This is a genomic window from Vibrio salilacus, assembly GCF_002811245.1.
Lineage (GTDB): Bacteria > Pseudomonadota > Gammaproteobacteria > Enterobacterales > Vibrionaceae > Vibrio > Vibrio salilacus.
On sequence record NZ_NIVQ01000026.1, the window covers coordinates 16328 to 37078 of the forward strand.

Genomic DNA, 20751 nt, shown 5'->3' on the forward strand with positions numbered 1-20751 from the left:
TGACGGCGATACTTGGTTGATTTTTACGTACTTGGTTTATTTTCAAATACTTGGTTTATTTTCAAATAATAAAGGCGAGGCATTGACCTTTATGCGGAGCCTAAAGATCCTCAGTATCCCGTTGTTAACTTCGATGAAGCATTGGAATTGAGTCGATGAATAACGCTAAATCAACAATGAATTGCTTATTCGATGTGGACTCAGCCAAGAAAAAACTAGAGAGGGCATATTATGCCCTCAACGAGTCAAAACTTGTGTGAACGAGTACTGGATCCTCGCTGATTAGAATGCAGGAACCCTTTAGACACTTATTGATATCAACTAAGCGTCTTTCTGTTTCGGTTGCTCGTCTGGATCTTCGCCCACTTCCTTTTTCTCCTCCTCATCATCATCGCGATTTTCAATCACACCGTGAGTTTCTTTCCAGCGCTCCCAACGTTCAAAAGCGAGCTCTTGCATGTCGGTCGCGTGGTCGGCTTCATCGACAATTTTCTCTCCGACCAAGTGCTCGAAGACATCTTCTAATGTCAAAATACCCTGAATGGTGCCGTACTCATCGACAATCATTGCCAACTGTAGGCGGTGTGTCATCATCTGTTCAAAGGCTTTAGGGAGCCTCATCGTATTAAGCAACACATGCAAAGGGCGCATAAATGTACCAAGCGGTTTGCTTCCGTGACCAGCTTGCTGCAATTTGAACAATTCAAGTCGATGGACGAAGCCAAGGATGTTGTCTTTCGATTGGCTATACACCAACGGACGCGAAAACGGGGTATCTTTATGCTCAATGAGAAAATCATCAAGGGTTGTTTCTGCATTGACGCGAAATACCACCGGACGCGGAGTCATCACTTGCGTAACCGGAACATCTTGAATGCCGAGCAGGTTGGTGAGAATTTTTGATTCCCCTTCAGCAAACTCGCCACTTTCACGCGCTAAAATCGCCATCGCAGACAGTTCGTCACGCATTTTAGGCGCTTGATGCCCACGAGAAAGACGTTTGGTAATTTGCTCTGAAAACCATACAAACGGGGTCAATGCCCACACCATCCAACGTAAAACCACGGCTGAAGCAGGGGCGAGTTGTCGCCAGTAAGTCGCGCCAATGGTCTTTGGCACAATTTCCGACAGTACCAAAATACCTAGGGTTAATACGCCTGAGAACACCCCTAACCACTCACTGCCGAATACGACAGCCGCCTGAGCACCGGCACTGGCCGCGCCTATGGTATGTGCAATGGTGTTCAGTGTTAAGATCGAAGCGAGTGGCCGGTCTATGTCGGTTTTAAGTGCTGTCAGCTTTTCAGCAGCAGGATGTCCCTGCTGGCGTAACTGAGCAATATAGCTTGGTGAAATACTCAACAGTACCGCTTCGAGTACCGAACATATAAACGACACGCCAATAGCGATTGAGATGTACAAAGTTAGCAGAAACATAAATGTCCTATGTCAGTTCACTCGCATCTAATTTTGCAAGAGAAGGGAGACTTCTCGTACCTGTGCATTATTGATATGAGTGTTTTATATTCGCTTTAAGCCCCACAATAACAGGCATCTTGAGCTTTTGCAGGTTAATAAATAAGGTCAACGTCACTGAAACACAAGTGTTAATGTTTGTTGATAGAGTAACAAATTGTGAGTGATTACTCAGATTATGGTTAAAAGTACGTCAGTAGAGCTAAAGATCACTGACAAACCTTTGCCACAAGGGGCATTTATGCTTTAGAGTGAGTTGGATTCGATAACATATGAGAAGGGAAACCTAATGAACAAGACCCAATTAATCGACTTTATCGCAGAAAAAGCAGACCTATCTAAAGCACAAGCTAAGGCTGCTCTTGAAGCAACTCTTGATGGTGTGACTGATGCACTTAAAGAGGGTGACCAGGTTCAACTAATTGGTTTTGGTACATTCAAAGTTAACCACCGTGCAGCTCGTACTGGCCGCAACCCAAAAACTGGTGCTGAAATTCAAATCGCTGCTGCAAACGTACCAGCATTCGTAGCAGGCAAAGCACTGAAAGATTCTGTAAAATAATTTATTACTGAATCCAGAGTTTTACACTCAAACTGTATATAATACGCCAAGGTAGTCTCTATCTTGGCGTATATTTATTTTATGACGATGAAAAAATTACTGACCTGTGCATTGGTTACTGCTCTTGTTGTTGGCTGCTCATCACAGGTGACAACCGCTAATCTTGAGCAGTTTTCCAACTACACAGGAGGGCAAACCATCGGTGATGCGACCAGCTTATTCTGGTATACCGAACGAGCGACCTTTCCTTATTCTGCCGGAGACTATGTCAGCGCCGGTGATTATGGTTGGTATCAAACTGATTACCGTTGGAGTGATGGCGAGCTGAAAGAGTTGATTCGTCAGGGCGAGCAGCTAAAAGACAATCACGCTTTGGTGCCGTACCGCATTCATGTGCGTTTCGATAAGCAAGGTGATGCGATTTATCAACAGTATCGACTTGATGGTAAGATTCTGCCGCTTAAAAATGATAAGTTGCAGTGGTTACAGCAAGAAGCGCGCAATATCCCACCGCTGACTAAAAGCCAGTCAAACAATGGATTAACATTGATTCAGGGCTATTGGGATGGTTCGACCTTTCAAACTTGCTCGGGACGAAGCTATGATCAGGTTGAATTTAATGAGACATTGCCAAGCTTTGTGGTGAATCGCCTTTCGACGCTAGACAGTTACGTGGTTTTTTTGGGCGCGGCACGCAATAGCAAGATTGTGGTTAATCAGCTCTTGATGCTCGCTGATGATGATCATGACTGTATCGAGCAGCCTAGTTTGATTGAAGACGAGTTGTAGAGTGCTTCGCACAAAATATTAAATAGCAAAAAGGCTTGGTCTCATGACCAAGCCTTTTTAATTATACGAAGCTCGAAGCTTAAGACTTATTGCTGCTGTTCGCGTTCAATCGCTCGGTAGCCAATGTCATTGCGATGGAACATTCCTTTCCAGCTAACGTGCTTAGTTAATGCGTAGGCGCGTTCCTGAGCCTCAGAAACCGTGTTACCAAGTGCGGTGGCACAAAGAACACGGCCGCCATTTGTCACCACGTCGCCAGCCTCGTTATTTGTTGTCCCCGCGTGGAAGATTTTCTGTCCTTCCACTTCAGCGGTTGGCAGTGAGATGACATCGCCTTTTGCATAATCAGCAGGGTAACCGCCAGCGGCCAGAACCACACCGATAGACGCGCGTGGATCCCATTTCGATTCTGCTTGGTCGAGCTTCTCGTCAATCGCCATTAAACATAGCTCAACAAGATCCGATTCCATACGCATCATGATAGGCTGCGTCTCTGGATCACCAAAGCGACAGTTGTATTCGATCACTTTTGGTGTGCCATCGGCATCGATCATAAGACCTGCGTAAAGGAAACCCGTGTAAGGCGCACCTTCTGCATCCATGCCACGAACCGTTGGGTAGATAACCTCTTCAAGGATACGATTGTGGATCTCTGGCGTCACCACTGGCGCTGGAGAGTAAGCCCCCATACCACCAGTATTAGGGCCCGTATCTTTGTCGCCCACACGCTTGTGGTCTTGGCTGGTGGCCATAGGAAGCACGTTAGCGCCATCCACCATCACGATGAAGCTGGCTTCTTCGCCTTCAAGAAACTCTTCGATAACAACGCGGCTGCCCGCTTCGCCAAAGGCATTACCTGCTAGCATATCTTTAATGGCGTCTTCGGCTTCAGCAAGGGTCATTGCCACGATAACACCTTTACCTGCCGCAAGGCCGTCCGCTTTTACGACGATCGGCGCACCTTGCTCGCGAACGTAAGCCAGTGCTGGCTCAATCTCAGTGAAATTTGCATAGTAAGCCGTGGGGATATCGTGACGGGCTAAAAAGTCTTTAGTGAAGGCTTTCGAGCCTTCAAGCTGCGCGGCCGCTTGAGTTGGACCAAAGATAGGCAGACCTACTTCGCGGAAGGCGTCAACCACACCGATAACCAATGGCGCTTCAGGGCCTACGATGGTCAATTCAATTTGCTTCTCTTGCGCAAACGCGACCAAACCAGCGATGTCTTCAACGCCAATGTTGACGTTCTCAAGTTTAGGCTCAAGTGCAGTACCTGCGTTACCCGGCGCAATGAAGACGGTCTCAACATTTGGGTTTTGCGCCGCTTTCCAACCTAGCGCATGTTCACGACCACCAGCACCAATAATTAAAACTCGCATATGAAAATCCTTAAAACTAAATTTTGTCATTCCAGAAACGAGGGACGAGTTATCTGGAATCTAGTATTTATATCCACTTCAATAGATTCTGAATCACGCTCGTACCTCGCTTCTTATCATTAGTGGCGGAAGTGACGCATACCAGTAAAGATCATCGCCATGCCGTGCTCGTCTGCAGCCGCGATCACTTCATCATCACGCATAGAGCCGCCTGGTTGAATCACACATTTAATGCCTGCTTGCGCTGCAGCATCAATGCCATCACGGAATGGGAAGAAAGCGTCAGAGGCCATCACACAACCTTCAACTTGCAGACCTTCGTCCGCCGCTTTGATTCCAGCGATCTTGGCGGAATAAACACGGCTCATTTGGCCGGCACCAACACCAATCGTCATGTCGCCTTTTGAGTAAACAATCGCGTTAGATTTTACGTATTTGGCGACTTTCCAGCAAAATAGCGCGTCTTTTAGCTCTTCTTCTGTTGGCTGACGTTTAGAGACAACCTTAAGGTCATCTAGGCTCACCATACCTTGGTCGCGATCTTGCACCAGTAAGCCGCCATTGACGCGTTTCAGATCAAAACCAGTTGTCTTGGTTGACCATTCACCACACTCAAGCAGACGAACATTTTTCTTCGCCGCTACCACTTCTACCGCTGCAGCTGAAACCGAAGGGGCGATAATCACTTCAACGAACTGGCGCTCAACAATAGCGGTTGCTGTTGCAGCGTCTAGCTCTTGGTTGAAGGCAATGATGCCGCCGAATGCAGACGTTGGGTCGGTTTGGTAAGCGCGGTTGTATGCTTCTAAGATGTCTTTGCCTAGCGCAACACCACATGGGTTAGCGTGCTTAACGATCACACAAGCAGGCTGGTCAAACTCTTTAACACATTCCAGGGCAGCGTCAGTATCGGCGATGTTATTGTAAGAAAGCGCTTTACCTTGGATCTGGCGAGCCGTTGATACAGAAGCTTCTTCAGGGTTGGCTTCTACATAGAAAGCGGCATCTTGGTGGCTGTTCTCACCGTAGCGCATGTCTTGCTTCTTGATAAACTGCTGGTTGAACGTGCGCGGGAACTTGCTCTCTTCATCACCCTCTTTACTTACTGTTTCAGGGGATACACCGTAAGAGGGAACCATAGTGCCGAAGTAGTTGGCGATCATGCCATCGTATGACGCAGTGTGTTCAAATGCAGCGATAGCGAGGTCGAAACGAGTCTCTAGCGTTAGAGACTTATCGTTAGCATCCATCTCTGTGATAACGCGGTCGTAGTCGTGTGCGTTCACGACGATAGTGACGTCTTTGTGGTTTTTTGCTGCAGAGCGAACCATGGTTGGGCCACCGATGTCGATGTTCTCAACCGCGTCAGCAAGGGTGCAACCTTCTTTAGCAACGGTTTCTGCGAAAGGGTAAAGGTTAACCACAACCATGTCGATTGGGTTGATGCCATGTTTTTCCATTACATCATCGTCTTGACCACGACGACCAAGCACACCACCGTGCACTTTGGGGTGAAGCGTTTTAACGCGACCGTCCATCATTTCAGGGAAACCGGTGTAGTCTGAAACTTCGGTTACTGAGATGCCTTGCTGCGCGAGAAGGCGCGCTGTGCCACCTGTTGATAGAATATCTACGCCACGCTCAGCAAGAGCCTCGGCAAATTCTACGATACCAGTTTTGTCTGATACGCTAATCAAAGCGCGGCGAATAGGACGAGCGATAGTCATGCTTCCATTTCCTCAAAGTCACAGAGTTAATACGTAATAAAGATATTTGCCAAAAATGAACTTGTTCTTACGCTTTGTTATCGAGAAAAGGTAAGATATTGGCCAGTTTTGGTAAAGACCTTTGCCATCATCAATGATGAAAAGTCAGTCTCTGAGTTTGATGGCGCACATTCTAACTAATTTATTACAAAAAAGCTCGCGCAATCGTTTGGCATCGCAAAAATAATTGTAAAAACCGCGAGTTTTGATGGCAAACGTAACGAAAGCGTTAATAGGGAAGTTTATGTTTCAGATTGGAGAATTGGCAAAACGCTGCAATGTAACCGCCGACACGTTGCGTTTTTATGAGAAAAATCGACTGCTTAAGCCAGCGGGTCGCAGTGAGTCAGGCTATCGTTTGTATAACCAAGAAAACCAAAAACAAGTCAGCTTTATTCTAAAAGCGAAGGATTTAGGTTTGAGTCTCGATGAGATTCGCGAGTTGCTAGAAATCAAACTGGAGGCGACTGAGCACAGTTGCTTTGAAGTGAAGGCCATCACCAGTGCTAAATTGTTGGTGATTGATGAAAAAATCAATGAACTGACACGCATACGTAGTGCGTTAAAGAAAATCAATGATGCTTGTTGTGGTCATGATAATGATGATGCGAGCCACTGCTCTATTCTGACGGCGTTGGATGCTAACGACGCTGATTTATCTGACTGAATTGAGCGTTGTAGGTGTTGTCGAATACGTTCGGCAATGTCATAGGCTTGTTATTTTCCGCGGTTTTGTTTTTATATTGCATTATTCTCTAATGTCACGTTGTTACTATTGTTTTCTTTTTCTTTGACTGGTTAGATGATGAAGTGAAACAATACTACGGAGACCAACCGGTTGCCTTACAGTGGCAGACGCCTCAAGATCTGTTGATCGCAAGAGACAAATAATCTGTATTTATATTGATAATAACGAATGAAAAGCCTGACATGATCATCAGGCTTTTCAGTATTTGAACAAAGTTGGACTTGTTCTAGTTCATGCCGTATTTCTTAAGTTTTTTGCGAAGAGTACCGCGGTTGATACCCATCATAGTTGCTGCGCGAGTTTGGTTACCGCGAGTGTATTGCATGATGGTGTCTAGTAGTGGCTGTTCCACTTCCGCAAGAACTAATTCGTATAGTTCTGTGACTTCCTGACCGTTCAGTTGAGCCAAGTAGTTTTTAAGAGACGCTTTAACAGAGTCACGTAAAGGCTTCTGAGTAATCTGGTCTTGTGACGTTACTGTAGTTACTGTTAATGCTTCTGAAGTCAGATTTTGTTCGAACATATTCGGTTTAGCTCTTCTCTTAATTATGATGCAACGTTATACCTGTCATATATGTCGTCGCAGCGTGGTTGACTGCGTAAATCCTGCCTACTCAAATAGAATCTCTATCTTCATCGGTCTGAACTTACTTGTCGCCTAGCTGAAACGCCAACTATTCAGGCTAAATCAAAGTAACCTTCTAATGCCTCAATTTGCAGCTCGGCTGCATCAAGTGCGTTGAAGGTACGGCGAAACTCACTCGCTTGCTCATGTTCTTTTAAATACCAACCTACGTGCTTACGCGCGATGCGGGGACCTAAGTACTCACCATAAAATTCATGGAGAGCATGAACGTGACCGAGCAGAATGTCTTTTACTTCCGAATACGGAAGTTCAGGCATCGTGGTGCCGTTTTCCAAAAAATGCTGGATTTCCTGAAAAATCCACGGACGTCCCTGTGCGGGGCGCCCAATCATTAAAGCGTCTGCACCGGTGTACTCCAGTACATGCTTGGCTCTCTCTGGACTATCGATATCACCGTTAGCGATAACCGGTATCGAGATTGCCTGCTTGACCGCTTTAATGCTGTCATATTCCGCCTCACCTTTGTACATGCAAGCCTTGGTACGCCCATGGAGCGCTAAAGCTTGTATGCCGCAGTCTTCGGCTAATTTCGCAATTTGGACGCAGTTTTTATTGTCTGTGTCCCAACCTGTCCGAGTTTTCAATGTCACAGGAACATCGACTGCGTTCACTACCGCGAGCAGAATCTGTTTAATGATGTCTGGATGCTGTAGTAATGCAGAGCCGGCAAGCTTCTTGTTCACTTTCTTTGCTGGACAGCCCATGTTGATATCGATGATTTGCGCACCATTTTCAACACTAAACTGAGCAGCGTCGGCCATCAGCTGTGGATCGGCTCCCGCAATTTGTACCGAGCGAATACCTGACTCGCCTTCATGTACCATGCGTTGCTTCGATTTAGACGTTTCCCATAGCTTAGGATTGGACGACATCATTTCACTGACGGCCATTCCTGCCCCATAACGGAGACACAACTCACGGAACGGTCTATCGGTCACACCTGCCATAGGAGCAACGATGAGATTATTCTTTAGTTGGTAATTTCCGATTTTCAAAACGTCTTCACACTGTGAACCAGCAAGGGCGCGCATTTTACGCATTTTTTTGCGCCGTGAAAAGACTAATATTTGAGCATTTACAAATTGTTTTTGTAAAACGCCGAAAAATCAGTCAATTAGCTCGCAAAGTCTTGTCTAGCCTTGCTTACGACCCGAGATGCGACACCATTCACTTTGCTCTTTGATAGGATCAATGTGAAACGCATCACGATAATAATTAGCAACATCTTCGGCTTGCGTATCGAGCACACCCGACATCGCCAGTTGGCCATTTGGCTTAACTAATGACTGAATGATCGGTGAAAGTTCACGCAGTGGGCCGGCAAGAATGTTGGCGACCACCACATCAGCGATCAGATTCTGTGGCTGATCTTGGGGAAGGTAAACCGTCAGTTGATCAGCGACCCCATTACGTTCGGCATTATCTTTTGAAGCAAGCAATGCTTGAGGATCAATGTCGATGCCGATGACTTTTTCGGCGCCCAGTTTGATCGCAGCGATCGCTAAGATCCCAGAGCCACAACCAAAGTCGATGACGGTTTTACCGCTTAGGTCAAGTTGCTCTAGCCATTCAAGGCATAGTGCTGTCGTTGGGTGGGTGCCGGTACCAAACGCAAGGCCAGGATCGAGCATGACATTGACCGCATCAGGCTCTGGTACATCACGCCAGCTTGGGCATATCCACAGGCGCTGACCAAACTTGAGAGGGTGGAAGTTGTCCATCCACTCGCGTTCCCAATCTTTATCTTCCAACTGCTCGACCTTATAAGCAAAGCCCTCAGGCAGCAAACCGCTTAGTTTGGTTTGTTCGATGATAAGGTTGGTATCGGCTTCAGCGTCATACAGCGCAAGAATATCAGTATCGCCCCACAGACGCGTTTCACCGGGCAGAGGCTCGAATACTGGAGTATCGTGAGCATCCAGAAAGGTGACAGATAGCGCCCCTGTCTCGTCCATTAACATATCGCCAATCTGTTCAGCGTTTTGATTGGTCGCGTTGAGTTTAATTTGAATCCAAGGCATGGGATTGTGCTCTTACATTGATTAAAGTGAATTGGCGCAGAGTTTAGCAGAATTGTGCAGATTTTATCGACGAATCGCTGCGGAGCCAACAAAAAAACGGAGACCGAAGTCTCCGTTTTTAGCGCTGAATAGCTAGGGGATGATTACATCATGCCGCCCATACCACCCATGCCACCCATGCCACCCATACCGCCCATATCAGGCATTGGTGAAGAGTCTTTAGCTGGTAGGTCTGTAACCATCGCTTCTGTTGTGATCATCAGACCAGCAACCGACGCCGCGAACTGAAGTGCACTACGAGTCACTTTAGTTGGGTCTAGAATACCCATTTCAAGCATATCGCCGTACTCACCTGTTGCAGCGTTGTAACCGTAGCTACCGTCACCCGCTTTAACGTTGTTAGCAACCACTGAGTCTTCATCACCAGCGTTCTTAGTGATTTGACGAAGTGGTGATTCCATTGCACGCAATGCAACGCGAATACCAACGTTTTGATCTTCATTGTCACCTTCTAGGTCAACAATCTTAGAAGCCGCGCGGATAAGAGCCACACCACCACCAGCAACAACACCTTCTTCAACCGCAGCGCGAGTCGCATGCAATGCATCTTCTACGCGGTCTTTTTTCTCTTTCATTTCAACTTCAGTTGCAGCGCCAACTTTGATCACAGCAACACCGCCCGCGAGCTTAGCAACGCGTTCTTGCAGTTTCTCTTTGTCGTAATCTGAAGTCGCTTCTTCGATTTGCTGACGAATTTGCGTCACGCGACCTTGGATCATCGCTTCTTCACCCATACCATCGATGATGGTGGTGTTTTCTTTAGTGATCGCAATACGCTTCGCTTGACCTAAGTCTTCTAGTACTACTTTTTCAAGTTCTAGACCCACTTCTTCAGAAATCACCGTACCGCCAGTTAGAACCGCAATGTCTTGTAGCATGGCTTTACGACGGTCACCGAAACCAGGCGCTTTCACAGCCGCAACTTTCACGATACCGCGCATGTTGTTGACAACCAGTGTTGCAAGCGCTTCGCCTTCAACATCTTCTGCAATGATCAATAACGGACGTGACGCTTTTGCTACCGCTTCTAATGTCGGTAGAAGCTCGCGAATGTTCGAGATTTTCTTGTCGATCAGAAGAATGAATGGGTTTTCTAGTTCAACAGAACCCGCTTCTTGGTTGTTGATGAAGTAAGGAGACAGATAACCGCGGTCAAACTGCATACCTTCGACCACATCTAGCTCATCTTGCAGCGCTTGACCTTCTTCAACCGTGATAACACCATCACGACCAACTTTGTCCATCGCTTCTGCAATGATGTTACCAACGCTCACGTCAGAGTTTGCAGAGATAGTACCGACTTGCGCGATAGCTTTGGTGTCTTCACATGGTACAGACAGCTTTTTCAGCTCTTCAACCGCAGCAATAACAGCTTTATCAATGCCACGTTTAAGATCCATTGGGTTCATACCCGCTGCAACCGCTTTAAGGCCTTCAGTAATGATAGATTGCGCTAGAACGGTCGCCGTTGTTGTACCATCACCTGCCGCGTCGTTTGCTTGAGACGCGACTTCTTTTACCATTTGCGCGCCCATGTTTTGGAACTTGTCTTCAAGTTCGATTTCACGTGCGACTGATACACCATCTTTTGTGATAGTTGGTGCACCAAAAGATTTGTCTAGCACCACGTTACGGCCTTTAGGACCGAGGGTTACTTTTACAGCGTCAGCGAGAACGTTGACACCTTCTAGCATTTTAATACGTGCGTCATTACCAAATTTAACGTCTTTAGCAGCCATCTTTAGTTTCCTTTTCTAAATTCTTTGGTTGGATTAATGCTTGAACTTGAGCAAAAAATTACTCAATGATTGCTATTTATTCAACGATTGCCATGATGTCGTTTTCAGACATCACCAGCACTTCTTTACCGTCGATTTTTTCAGTTTTGGTACCGTAGCCTTCAGCGAAGATTACCGTATCACCAACTTTAACGTCTAACGGCATAACGGTACCGTTTTCTAGGATGCGGCCTTTACCTACAGCAAGAACAACACCGCGAGTCGATTTCTCTGCGGCAGAACCAGTAAGAACAATACCACCCGCTGATTTAGACTCAACTTCTTGGCGTTCTACAATAACTCGGTCGTGTAATGGACGAATGTTCATTGGTCGTTTTCTCCTGAAAATTTCCATGTTGATGTGATAATTGCCTTGAACAGGCGCCAAAGCCTTGTGCTTGTGGTAGGTATATGAGGGGCAATCTAGACAAACCCAAGGGGCAAAGAAAAGTTTTTTGTGATCAAGGTTAGATTTGAGTGATGAGTTAGAAAAGCGGGATAAAGAGGACGTCATTCTGAACAGGGAGGCACGACCGTGATTCAGAATCTAGGTTTCACCGCATTCTCGTTGATCCGCCACGCGCTACTTTAGATTCCAGATAACTCGTCCCTCGTTTCTGGAATGACGAAATAAAACCCACCGTACATAGCCTTACATTGCGAATAACCCCAACCCAACTAGCGCCACTGATCAAAAGGAATAATCTCTGCCTCCGGCTTTGAGTCAATATCACTACCATCACTGTCGAGCACATCTTGAAACTTGACCATTTGCGATACCAGCTCACGCATTAAAACCACATTAGCATGATTGGGGTTTTTACAATTACCCACTACACGATCAATGTGGCTTTGTTGCGCCCATAGTCTATCTTGCATCGGTTCAGAGGCCGATTGAATCAGCTCTTGGCACATCTGATGTTTAAACTGAGCAAAAGCAATCGGATTACTTTCTGCTAGCGCCATTAACTCATCAAATGCTGGAAGGGTTTGGTTGATTAACGGTGAGTTCATGCAGCCTCCTCTAATGTTGATTAAACTATCAACAACACTATTAAAAATAGTCGAAAAAAGCGCAATTGTGTATTGAGGAACTTGATGTCTTAGCAATAATACGGGGGGAGCTATACCAAGCTGTTGATTTTATAAACGCAGCGCCGTTGACCTTCGACGATATGCTCTGTGCGCTCGATGTAAAATTTATCGCCAAGCAGGCGCTGAAAGATATTGAGCTCTGACTGACATAAACTGGGACAACGTGTGGCGGCTTTACAGATTGGGCAATGATTTTCGATCAATAAAAAACAATTACCCAACTTTTCTAACTCGGCCATATAACCGTCTTGCTGGCGAAGAGAGACTAATCGATGCAGCTTTTGTTCGAGGGTTTGGCATTTCTCCAACTCGGATAAATAAAGACGGTAGGTTTTGGCTTCGCGTTCATCGGCGACTTTTTGCAGTCCCTCTACGCCGAACAAGGTTTCAACCGCCTCAATCATTTGAATCGTCAACTCACCGTGGCGATCGGTGAACTTAGCGTGGCCCTTTGGCGTTAAAGACCAATGACGCGTTGGGCGACCTACTTTCACCTTTACGTCTTCAAACGCGAGCAACCCGTCATCTTCAAGCCCTTGCAAATGTTGGCGTGCGCCCATCGTGGTCATGGCTAATTCATCGGCGATTTGCTTGGCGGTCACCGCACCACCACGCTTAACGGTTTGTAGTATTTTCTCGACGCTTTTCATGTGTGCTCCCTCAACGCTATAAATATTATGAAGTAAGCTATTTATAAAGCAAATGCTTTACGTCTCGATATATTGCATCGCCACTAAAGGTTTGGTTCGGCTATAGCGCTCAAACAGTGATTTGAGACTATTGGGTAACGCGTCACTATTGATGGCTTGAAACCCATATTGAGCATAAAAGCCTTCAAGGTGTTGGTAAGCGAAACAGTAATCGCCCACCTTCAACACTTGCTGCTGACAGTAGGCCATAAGCTGATGACCAAAACCATGTTGCCGATAGTCAGGCACGACTAACATCCCGGTTAATAGTCGATATTGTTCAACATTACGCAAACGCACTAGGGCGACAATTTGGTTTTGATGATAGCCGACAATCGTCAATTCATCTTTCTTCGCTTTGCCAGCAGGGTAGTGCGCTTTATACAAGCGGGCCACCAGCGGCAGTTTTATTGGGTCTAGCGTTGCTATCTGCAGCGTATTCATCAAAGAGTAAAACCAAGGGCTAAAGTAAGGTAGAATGCAGGCAGTTTAGATTAGCCAGCAAAAGCAATGCAAATTAAAACCAACGCAGACTTAAGTCACTACCATACCTTTTCGATTCCTCAGACTTGTGCTTACTTAGTCAAAGCGCACAGTGTCGACGATTTGAAAGCCATCTATCAAAATCCAGCTTGGGCGAGCTTACCTAAGCTTGTGTTGGGCAGAGGCAGCAATATGCTGTTTACCCAAGCCTATCAAGGTGTGGTGATTCTCAATCGTCTGCAAGGAAAAACCGTGACAGAAACAGACACGGCGTGGCACTTACATATTGCTGGTGGCGAGGATTGGCCATCATTGGTCAAATGGTCGGTTGAGCAAGGCTATGCTGGGCTTGAAAACTTGGCGTTGATCCCTGGCTGCTGTGGCAGTGCTCCCATTCAAAACATTGGCGCGTATGGCACTGAACTTCAAGATGTCTGTGAGTATGTCGATATACTTAATCTCGAAGACTTCATCGTGCAAAGGCTCAGCGCAGAGTCATGTCAGTTTGGCTATCGAGACTCGATTTTCAAACGTCAACTGCAAGGCAAAGTCATCATCACTGCGATTGGCTTGAAACTGAACAAAGCTTGGCAAGCCAATATTGAGTACGGCCCACTGCGCGCCTTGACGGTTGAGGGTAAGCAACATCATTCCACCGATGACATCAGTGCCAACGATATTTTTCAACGTGTATGCCAAGTTCGTATTGAGAAACTTCCCGATCCAGAAAAAGTGGGCAATGCCGGTAGTTTTTTTAAAAACCCAATCATATCAATGCCCCACTTTGAACGACTTAAAGCGCAATTCCCGAACATTGTTGCCTATCCTGCTGACGACCAGATGAAAGTCGCCGCGGGTTGGCTTATCGATCAGTGTCAGCTTAAAGGGTTTACTGTTGGCGGTGCGCAAGTTCACCCGAAGCAAGCCTTGGTGCTGATAAATGCCAATCAAGCCAGTGCCGACGATGTGGTAAACCTTGCCGCTCACATCCGCGACAGCGTTTATCAGCGCTATCAGATAAAACTTGAGCACGAGGTCCGTTTTATGGGCGCACTAGCAGAAACCAATCTCGACACGATTTTGGAGCAGCGCCAATGAAAGACCACTCAATCAAACTCGGCATTTTACACCTATTGGCTCAGGGCGGTTTTCACTCTGGCGAGCAGCTCGGTGAACAGTTCGGCGTGTCGCGCGCCGCGATTAGTAAACACGTCAAAGGTATTCAGCAATGGGGCGTGGATATTTTTAGTGTGCAAGGCAAAGGGTATCAACTGGCCCGCCCGATGCAACTGCTTAACCAAGCGCTTCTTTCCAAGCAACTGACCACTCCTGTACAACTGATTCCCATCATCGATTCGACCAATCAATACTTGCTCGAACGCATCGATAGCTTAGAGTCTGGCGCCGTGTGCATCGCGGAGTATCAAGCCAAAGGCCGTGGACGTCGTGGGCGTGAATGGGTGTCGCCTTTTGGCGCTAACTTATATTTATCGATGTTCTGGCGCTTAGATGCCGGAATGGCGGCGGCGATGGGGCTGAGCTTGGTGGTGGGTGTGGCCATTGTCGAGGCGCTTGAAGCGCTGGGCTTAAACGGCGTTAAGCTCAAGTGGCCCAACGATCTCTATTATCAAGACCGAAAACTTGCCGGTATTTTAGTTGAGATGTCAGGCCAAGCAGGCGCGGCAGCGAATATTGTGATCGGCATGGGCATGAATTTGGCGATGGCAGAGGATACGCAAGGGATTACCCAGCCATGGGCAAGCTTAACCGAAGTGGCACAATTACAACCGTTCGACCGTAACCAACTGGCCGTCACGATGATCCAAACGCTACACCGCGCACTCAGTGATTATGAGGTGTATGGCATGCAAGGTTTCGTCGAACGCTGGAACCGCTTAGATAATTATATTGGCCGACCAATCAAGTTGATCATGGGGCCAAGGGAAATAAGCGGTATTGCTAAGGGCATCAATGAGCAAGGTGCTGTTTTGCTTGAGACCGAGCGCGGCATCGAGAGCTTTATTGGTGGGGAGATTAGCTTGCGAGCGGCTAGGTTATAGTCACAAGCTCATAATGCCCAAAGCCGTCATTCTGAGCACTTGGGCTTCCCATTGTTCACTTGAATAATGGCACATTCTAGTTGGCGCATAACAAGAAATAATTTAGCTCGATAGTTAAAATAAATACCATCATCAAACCTCTCACGTAATATTAATTCGGCATCACTTCCCTCTTCCGCCAAGGAATTCAGCCCTAAAAGAGCGACGGTACCGGTTTGCTTATGTACCCATTCCGCACGTTCAACGTCATCGACTGACATAGTTAACCCGGCATACAAACTATTGACAGATGCCGTCAATATATCCAAAAGTATATCGACATCACCAAATGCATTGGTTAACGATTCAATATCTAAACCATGACTGTCTACTACTCCCCAGCCTTGTAACACAGAACGTAGATCATGAAGCCGGATAGGCTTACTAAGGAAATCATTCATACCTGCTGCCAAACAACGTGATCTCTGAGCATTCAATACATCGGCCGTCATCGCAACAATCGGAATATCACGATATATCGCATTTTCTAATCGGATTTGTTGGCTTAACTGGTAACCATCCATATAGGGCATGTGACAATCACAGAGCACTAATGCGTAATCTTGATTGGCCAGATAACTTAACGCATCATTGCCATTTTCTGCCATGTCGAAAAGTAAACCGATTTGGTGTAGTTGATGGGCCATCAACATACGATTAACATCATTATCTTCAACAACTAAAATTCGAATCGGCAATACGGCATCCTGATAATCAGAGATAACCGCTGTGTCTTTCAATCCTAAAATTTCGTAACAGACCAGTTGTACACTTCTATTCGTGATAGGTTGTGAATTTAATAACCATTGTCCATCACCTCGACGCACTCCCACCATGCCAGACAAAGGGGTTAAATAAACTTCTGCCTCAGCCTTGTAATCACTGAATGTCACAACTGACGCGCTTTTATTTACTGCCACTCCTAAAGATAGAAGGTGGCTGGTCAAACTCGAGTTTAATATTGGATCTTGAACCTTTACGCTCACAGATAAACCATGTAAGTGAGGATCGGTTTTTTCCTTAGCACTGATAAGCAATGGAATCTGAAAACCAACCCAACTTCCTTGATCTTTTTGACTCTCAACGATCATTTCACCAGACATTAATTCTATCAGATGCTGACTAATGGTAAGGCCTAATCCGGTACCACCAAATCTCCGCGTCGTCGATTTTTCAGCTTGGGCGAAAGGTTGGAATATTCTTGCCACTTGTTCTTCACTCATACCAATTCCGCTATCCTTGACGCCGATCTTGAGTAGATGTTTATTATTATGCTCAGTAACAACTTCCAGCGTAATTAATAGGCCACCTTCATTGGTAAACTTGATCGCATTACTAACGAGATTGATCATTACTTGTTGTAGTCGGTACTCATCTCCTTTGTAAATGGCTGCCAAACTTGGCTCGATTTGTAGCACTAGTGACAAATTTTTCTTCTTTACTTCATTGCCACTTACCAGTAACACATGATCAATTAGATCACGTAAAACAAAGGGGGATGATTCTATTTCAAGTTTATTAGCTTCGATTTTAGAATAATCTAAAACATCAGAAACGATATGATATAAAGTGGAAGCCGAAGAAGAAGTCACTGCCAACATTTGTCGCTGTTCAAAATTCAATTTAGTCATCGAAATTTGTTCTAGCATACCTATAATTCCATGAATTGGCGTACGAATTTCATGGCTCATCGTGGCTAAAAAAATCGCCTTAATTTGTGCCTCATTTTCTGCTTTTTCCTTAGCCTTCTCTAAAGCAATTTCAATTTTGTTTTTATAAACTAATAACTTTCTGAGTCGCCAGTACGCCCGAGTAACGAGAATAATAACCAATGCTGTAGCAATAAAAAATGGACCTAGTTTTTTCAACACCGCTATCCAGCTAATCTCATTAAGAGAGCGCATTGGAAACCAACGATTGACAATCTCTTCTCGCTCTAATTTTTCAAGACTGGCAATAGAACGGTTCACAAGTGGTATTAACGGAGCATAGCGATTGTGTATCGCCAAAACAAAATCGTTATTTATTGATGTTTTTCCTGTAATCGCTAAATCAAACTGAGGGTTATCTCGTAAACTGTTAGCGATGGAGGCAATGTCACCGATATAAGCGTCAGCATGACCAGCAGCCAGACTTTCTAAACCAAGCTCAACATTCTCTGATACTTCATAGGTAAGAGAAGTGATCTTAATTTTTACATCACCGAGCAGCTTCCTGTCTGTGCCAATAATTTTTTTATTTGCCAAGTCGCCGATGCCTTTTATTTTTTGTTCACGCCGAGAAACAATAACAACTGGTAAACTAAAAAAGCTATCCGTCGCTACCCACTCAGAGAGCGACGGTATTAATCTTTTAGGGATAAATATAGCGTCCACAGCAGCTTCTTTAAAAAGGTCATTGCTATTTTTATGTCGATAAAGATCATAAGAAAAGTACACACCCAAGTTATTTTTAATACTATCAATGTAATCTTTCGCTGCGCCGTTGGGTTTATTATTGTTATCGATGAAAGAAATAGGATTGTTACCATCTAACCAAGCTAATCTTATCGGCGGTAAATCTTTTAACCACGCTCGCTCTTTAGGACGAAGGAATATCGAACTATGTCCCATATAAGTATATGCTATACGAAACCACTTCTTCTCTAAAGCTATCATGTCTTGAGAAGAAGGCGAGGACAGGCCTTGATTAATTTTATCCAACAACAAATTATTATTTTTATGCACACCAAAATGAATACTATTGACCAATAATGGCGCTTGAGCGACAATCATAAGTTCTTTTTTGTTGTCAGTTAAGTGTTTACTTACTGCTCGGTTACCAATATAGACATCAGCCTCTCCATTTTTAATCGCATTGAGAGCTGCGACTGTGTCTGACACTACTATTTTTTTTGCTTTGGGATAATAGTCGTTGAAATTATCATCAAGTAAGAAGCCCTTTTCAACAACTATGCGTGATTCGTTAATTTCATTAATGTTTTTAAAGTAGAAGCTATTTGGATTCACAACCACAACAAACGGGCTTTTGTGGTAGGCTTTAGAAAATGAAATACAGGGTTGATTATCGCTACTAGCAAATGCATCAATTAAAATATCAATATCACCACGGCAAAGACCTTTTCTGGCTGCCGCCCAATCGTTAAACTCATACCAGTCAGGCTGATAATCGATATCATTAAGTAGCGCCGTGATCACATCAACACTAAAACCAGTTGGTCTAACCTGATTGGCTAATTGATAAGGAGGCCAACCCTGTTCAAGATAACCAACCTTTAGGTAACGATGGGTTTCAGTAGCTAAAGTGCATACGCTAAAAAACCAAAGAGTAATAAGTAAAACACGCATTCGAATAACCTACAGATTCGTTTAAATAGCCTAATGACACCCAGTAAAATGGCATAGCATACTTTCACTATACAATAAACTCACTTGAATTCATTTTCTAGCTGTGTTCAGCCATCTCGTCTTCTCTCTACACGTCATCGGTCTTGTTTTTACTCGGTTTGTGAACAAAAATTAGCCATGATAGTCTTTTCCGAATCCATATGTGATATAATAGAAACTTATTATCCTATGCATACTTCTAATAAATGGTAATGATATGAAAGTCATGATAGCCGATGATCACCCAATCGTATTATCTGGCGTGAAAGCATTAATAGAAAACCAAAATAAAGGTTTCAAAATTATCGCAGAAGCAACCAGTGTCGAAGCGCTATTTAAAACCTTATCGAAAGAAAAAATCGACATTTTGATCACTGACTACAGCATGCCTAATAATGATTACGTCGATGGTATCGCCATGATCAATAAAATAAAACGCGAGCATCATAATATTAAGATTATTGTGCTAACGCAAATGACCAACACGGCATTACTCAACTCATTAGTACGATCAGGCATTGATGGTGTATTACTTAAGAAAGATGTTCTTACGGATATTCACCACGTTATTTCTGTTGTAAAAAATGGTGGGAAATATATTTCACCAAGCGTCAGTAATTTAATACTAAGCCGGCAACGCACGTTAACAGAACCTTCTCCAAAAGAGTTGGAGGTATTGAGGTTATTCAGCTCTGGTATGAGTGTATCAAAAATAGCCATCCACACGAATCGCAGTATAAAAACGATCAGCACTCAGAAAAAACAAGCGATGATAAAACTAGGTCTCGAGCATGATTCAGAAATTTATGAATATATAAAAAGCCTCGATTAATGATACGAGGCTAATATTTAATCATTTTAACGTAAAGAATGAATATAATATATATCCATCTCTTTCTTATACGTTTATCTTATTTCTTTTGATATGGAAAAAAACAGTCCTTCATCATCGATGAGGATTAATGTTATTGGGCTATTTTTTATCGGTGATGTTAAAAGAACCTTTTCACTTGATCTGGGTAAGATAGTGCGATTAAAATTTTTATAGTGATGACCATTGATCTCTATCTTCGATAAATTAACATGAATATCAGACTGGTTTCTAATCCTTAAATAATGTTTTCCTTGTTCTTCTTCTTCACTTAACTCAATGACTTTTTCAAATTCTTCATTCGATAATGTCATTGAAGAGTTTCTGTAGAAAACTTTATATTGTGTCTGCATGATCAATGCAATTTTATCTGATTGATGATTAGTGTTTGGTGGCAATTCATAAAGATTTAACCAATACAATTGCTCCGTCGTGACCGGCTTACGCTTTATACTGAGGAATCCCCTAATGATTTTGATAAAAATCATCAAGTTAAGGTAGATACACATCTTGTCATATGATCAAATGGTTTCGCCAAAAATCAATAACCAGACAACAAGATGTGCGAACTCGATATTTTACACGACTCTCTTTACCAATTCTGCCCCGAATTACACTTAAAACGACTCAACAGCTTAACGTTGGCTTGCCACGCATTACTTGACTGTAAAACTCTCACTCTTACCGAACTTGGCCGTAACCTGCCGACCAAAGCGAGAACAAAACATAACATCAAACGGATCGACCGATTGTTAGGTAATCGTCACCTCCACAAAGAGCGACTCGCTGTATACCGTTGGCATGCTAGCTTTATCTGTTCGGGCAATGCGATGCCCATTATACTTGTTGATTGGTCTGATATTCGTGAGCAAAAACGGCTTATGGTATTGCGAGCTTCAGTCGCAC

At 44.5% G+C, this 20751-nt stretch carries 19 protein-coding genes and 1 pseudogene; 7 read left to right on the plus strand and 13 right to left on the minus strand.

Annotation, left to right across the window (positions count from 1 at the left end; translation table 11 throughout):
• Positions 1 to 321 precede the first annotated feature (321 nt).
• On the minus strand, positions 322 to 1437 hold the full coding sequence (locus CDZ87_RS14405; RefSeq protein ID WP_100754165.1) for a CNNM domain-containing protein: 1116 nt from the start codon (positions 1435 to 1437) through the stop codon (positions 322 to 324).
• 328 nt (positions 1438 to 1765) lie between these two features.
• Between CDZ87_RS14405 and hupA the strand changes: the two genes are divergently transcribed.
• Together hupA and CDZ87_RS14415 are read left to right on the plus strand one after the other, a co-directional pair.
• Entirely contained in the window at positions 1766 to 2038 is a 273-nt protein-coding gene (gene hupA, locus CDZ87_RS14410; RefSeq protein ID WP_100754166.1) for a nucleoid-associated protein HU-alpha, read from the plus strand.
• Between the two features lie 87 nt (positions 2039 to 2125).
• Entirely contained in the window at positions 2126 to 2827 is a 702-nt protein-coding gene (locus tag CDZ87_RS14415; RefSeq protein ID WP_172953593.1) for a DUF1481 domain-containing protein, read from the plus strand.
• An 86-nt stretch (positions 2828 to 2913) separates the two neighbouring features.
• Here the strand turns inward: CDZ87_RS14415 and purD are convergent, their stop codons facing one another.
• On the minus strand, positions 2914 to 4203 hold the full coding sequence (purD, locus tag CDZ87_RS14420) for a phosphoribosylamine--glycine ligase (protein ID WP_100754168.1): 1290 nt from the start codon (positions 4201 to 4203) through the stop codon (positions 2914 to 2916).
• A gap of 119 nt (positions 4204 to 4322) precedes the next feature.
• Positions 4323 to 5930 (minus strand): bifunctional phosphoribosylaminoimidazolecarboxamide formyltransferase/IMP cyclohydrolase, encoded by a 1608-nt coding sequence (gene purH, locus CDZ87_RS14425; protein WP_100754169.1) that lies wholly within the window; start codon positions 5928 to 5930, stop codon positions 4323 to 4325.
• A 283-nt stretch (positions 5931 to 6213) separates the two neighbouring features.
• Between purH and zntR the strand changes: the two genes are divergently transcribed.
• Positions 6214 to 6636, plus strand: coding sequence for a Zn(2+)-responsive transcriptional regulator (zntR, locus tag CDZ87_RS14435; RefSeq protein ID WP_100754170.1), 423 nt, complete (start codon positions 6214 to 6216; stop codon positions 6634 to 6636).
• 307 nt (positions 6637 to 6943) lie between these two features.
• Here zntR and fis read toward each other — a convergent pair whose 3' ends face one another.
• The 8 genes from fis to CDZ87_RS14475 form a co-directional block, all read right to left on the minus strand.
• Positions 6944 to 7240 carry a DNA-binding transcriptional regulator Fis gene (gene fis, locus CDZ87_RS14440; protein WP_000462885.1) on the minus strand — a complete coding sequence of 99 codons (297 nt, stop codon included), beginning with the start codon at positions 7238 to 7240 and terminating at the stop codon, positions 6944 to 6946.
• A gap of 155 nt (positions 7241 to 7395) precedes the next feature.
• Positions 7396 to 8358 carry a tRNA dihydrouridine synthase DusB gene (dusB, locus tag CDZ87_RS14445; RefSeq protein ID WP_216639387.1) on the minus strand — a complete coding sequence of 321 codons (963 nt, stop codon included), beginning with the start codon at positions 8356 to 8358 and terminating at the stop codon, positions 7396 to 7398.
• Positions 8359 to 8496: 138 nt separating this feature from the next.
• Positions 8497 to 9384, minus strand: coding sequence for a 50S ribosomal protein L11 methyltransferase (prmA, locus tag CDZ87_RS14450; RefSeq protein ID WP_100754171.1), 888 nt, complete (start codon positions 9382 to 9384; stop codon positions 8497 to 8499).
• A 143-nt stretch (positions 9385 to 9527) separates the two neighbouring features.
• A complete protein-coding gene (gene groL / locus CDZ87_RS14455) occupies positions 9528 to 11183 on the minus strand; it encodes a chaperonin GroEL (protein WP_100754172.1) in 1656 nt (551 codons plus the stop codon).
• Positions 11184 to 11259: 76 nt separating this feature from the next.
• Complete coding sequence (locus CDZ87_RS14460) at positions 11260 to 11550, minus strand: co-chaperone GroES (RefSeq protein WP_100754173.1); 291 nt, start codon at positions 11548 to 11550, stop codon at positions 11260 to 11262.
• A gap of 350 nt (positions 11551 to 11900) precedes the next feature.
• Positions 11901 to 12236 carry a DUF3135 domain-containing protein gene (locus CDZ87_RS14465; protein ID WP_100754174.1) on the minus strand — a complete coding sequence of 112 codons (336 nt, stop codon included), beginning with the start codon at positions 12234 to 12236 and terminating at the stop codon, positions 11901 to 11903.
• 110 nt (positions 12237 to 12346) lie between these two features.
• Positions 12347 to 12967 carry a helix-turn-helix transcriptional regulator gene (locus CDZ87_RS14470; protein WP_100754175.1) on the minus strand — a complete coding sequence of 207 codons (621 nt, stop codon included), beginning with the start codon at positions 12965 to 12967 and terminating at the stop codon, positions 12347 to 12349.
• 57 nt (positions 12968 to 13024) lie between these two features.
• Positions 13025 to 13450, minus strand: coding sequence for a GNAT family N-acetyltransferase (locus CDZ87_RS14475; protein WP_100754176.1), 426 nt, complete (start codon positions 13448 to 13450; stop codon positions 13025 to 13027).
• Between the two features lie 66 nt (positions 13451 to 13516).
• Between CDZ87_RS14475 and murB the strand changes: the two genes are divergently transcribed.
• Positions 13517 to 14587 carry a UDP-N-acetylmuramate dehydrogenase gene (gene murB / locus CDZ87_RS14480; protein ID WP_100754177.1) on the plus strand — a complete coding sequence of 357 codons (1071 nt, stop codon included), beginning with the start codon at positions 13517 to 13519 and terminating at the stop codon, positions 14585 to 14587.
• Positions 14584 to 15549 (plus strand): bifunctional biotin--[acetyl-CoA-carboxylase] ligase/biotin operon repressor BirA, encoded by a 966-nt coding sequence (gene birA / locus CDZ87_RS14485; protein WP_100754178.1) that lies wholly within the window; start codon positions 14584 to 14586, stop codon positions 15547 to 15549. The genes murB and birA overlap by 4 nt, the downstream gene beginning before the upstream one ends.
• Positions 15550 to 15575: 26 nt before the next feature.
• Here birA and CDZ87_RS14490 read toward each other — a convergent pair whose 3' ends face one another.
• Positions 15576 to 18935 (minus strand): ATP-binding protein, encoded by a 3360-nt coding sequence (locus CDZ87_RS14490; protein WP_100754179.1) that lies wholly within the window; start codon positions 18933 to 18935, stop codon positions 15576 to 15578.
• Between the two features lie 256 nt (positions 18936 to 19191).
• Here CDZ87_RS14490 and CDZ87_RS14495 point away from each other — a divergent pair, with 256 nt between their 5' ends.
• Complete coding sequence (locus CDZ87_RS14495; RefSeq protein WP_100754180.1) at positions 19192 to 19806, plus strand: response regulator; 615 nt, start codon at positions 19192 to 19194, stop codon at positions 19804 to 19806.
• Positions 19807 to 19880: 74 nt separating this feature from the next.
• On the opposite strand, the gene CDZ87_RS14500 is transcribed toward CDZ87_RS14495, so the two are convergent.
• Positions 19881 to 20354: a fimbria/pilus periplasmic chaperone gene (locus CDZ87_RS14500; protein ID WP_100754181.1), complete on the minus strand. Its 474-nt coding sequence runs from the start codon at positions 20352 to 20354 to the stop codon at positions 19881 to 19883.
• 51 nt (positions 20355 to 20405) lie between these two features.
• Between CDZ87_RS14500 and CDZ87_RS14505 the strand changes: the two are divergent.
• A pseudogene (locus CDZ87_RS14505) lies at positions 20406 to 20751 on the plus strand (IS4 family transposase); the annotation flags it as partial.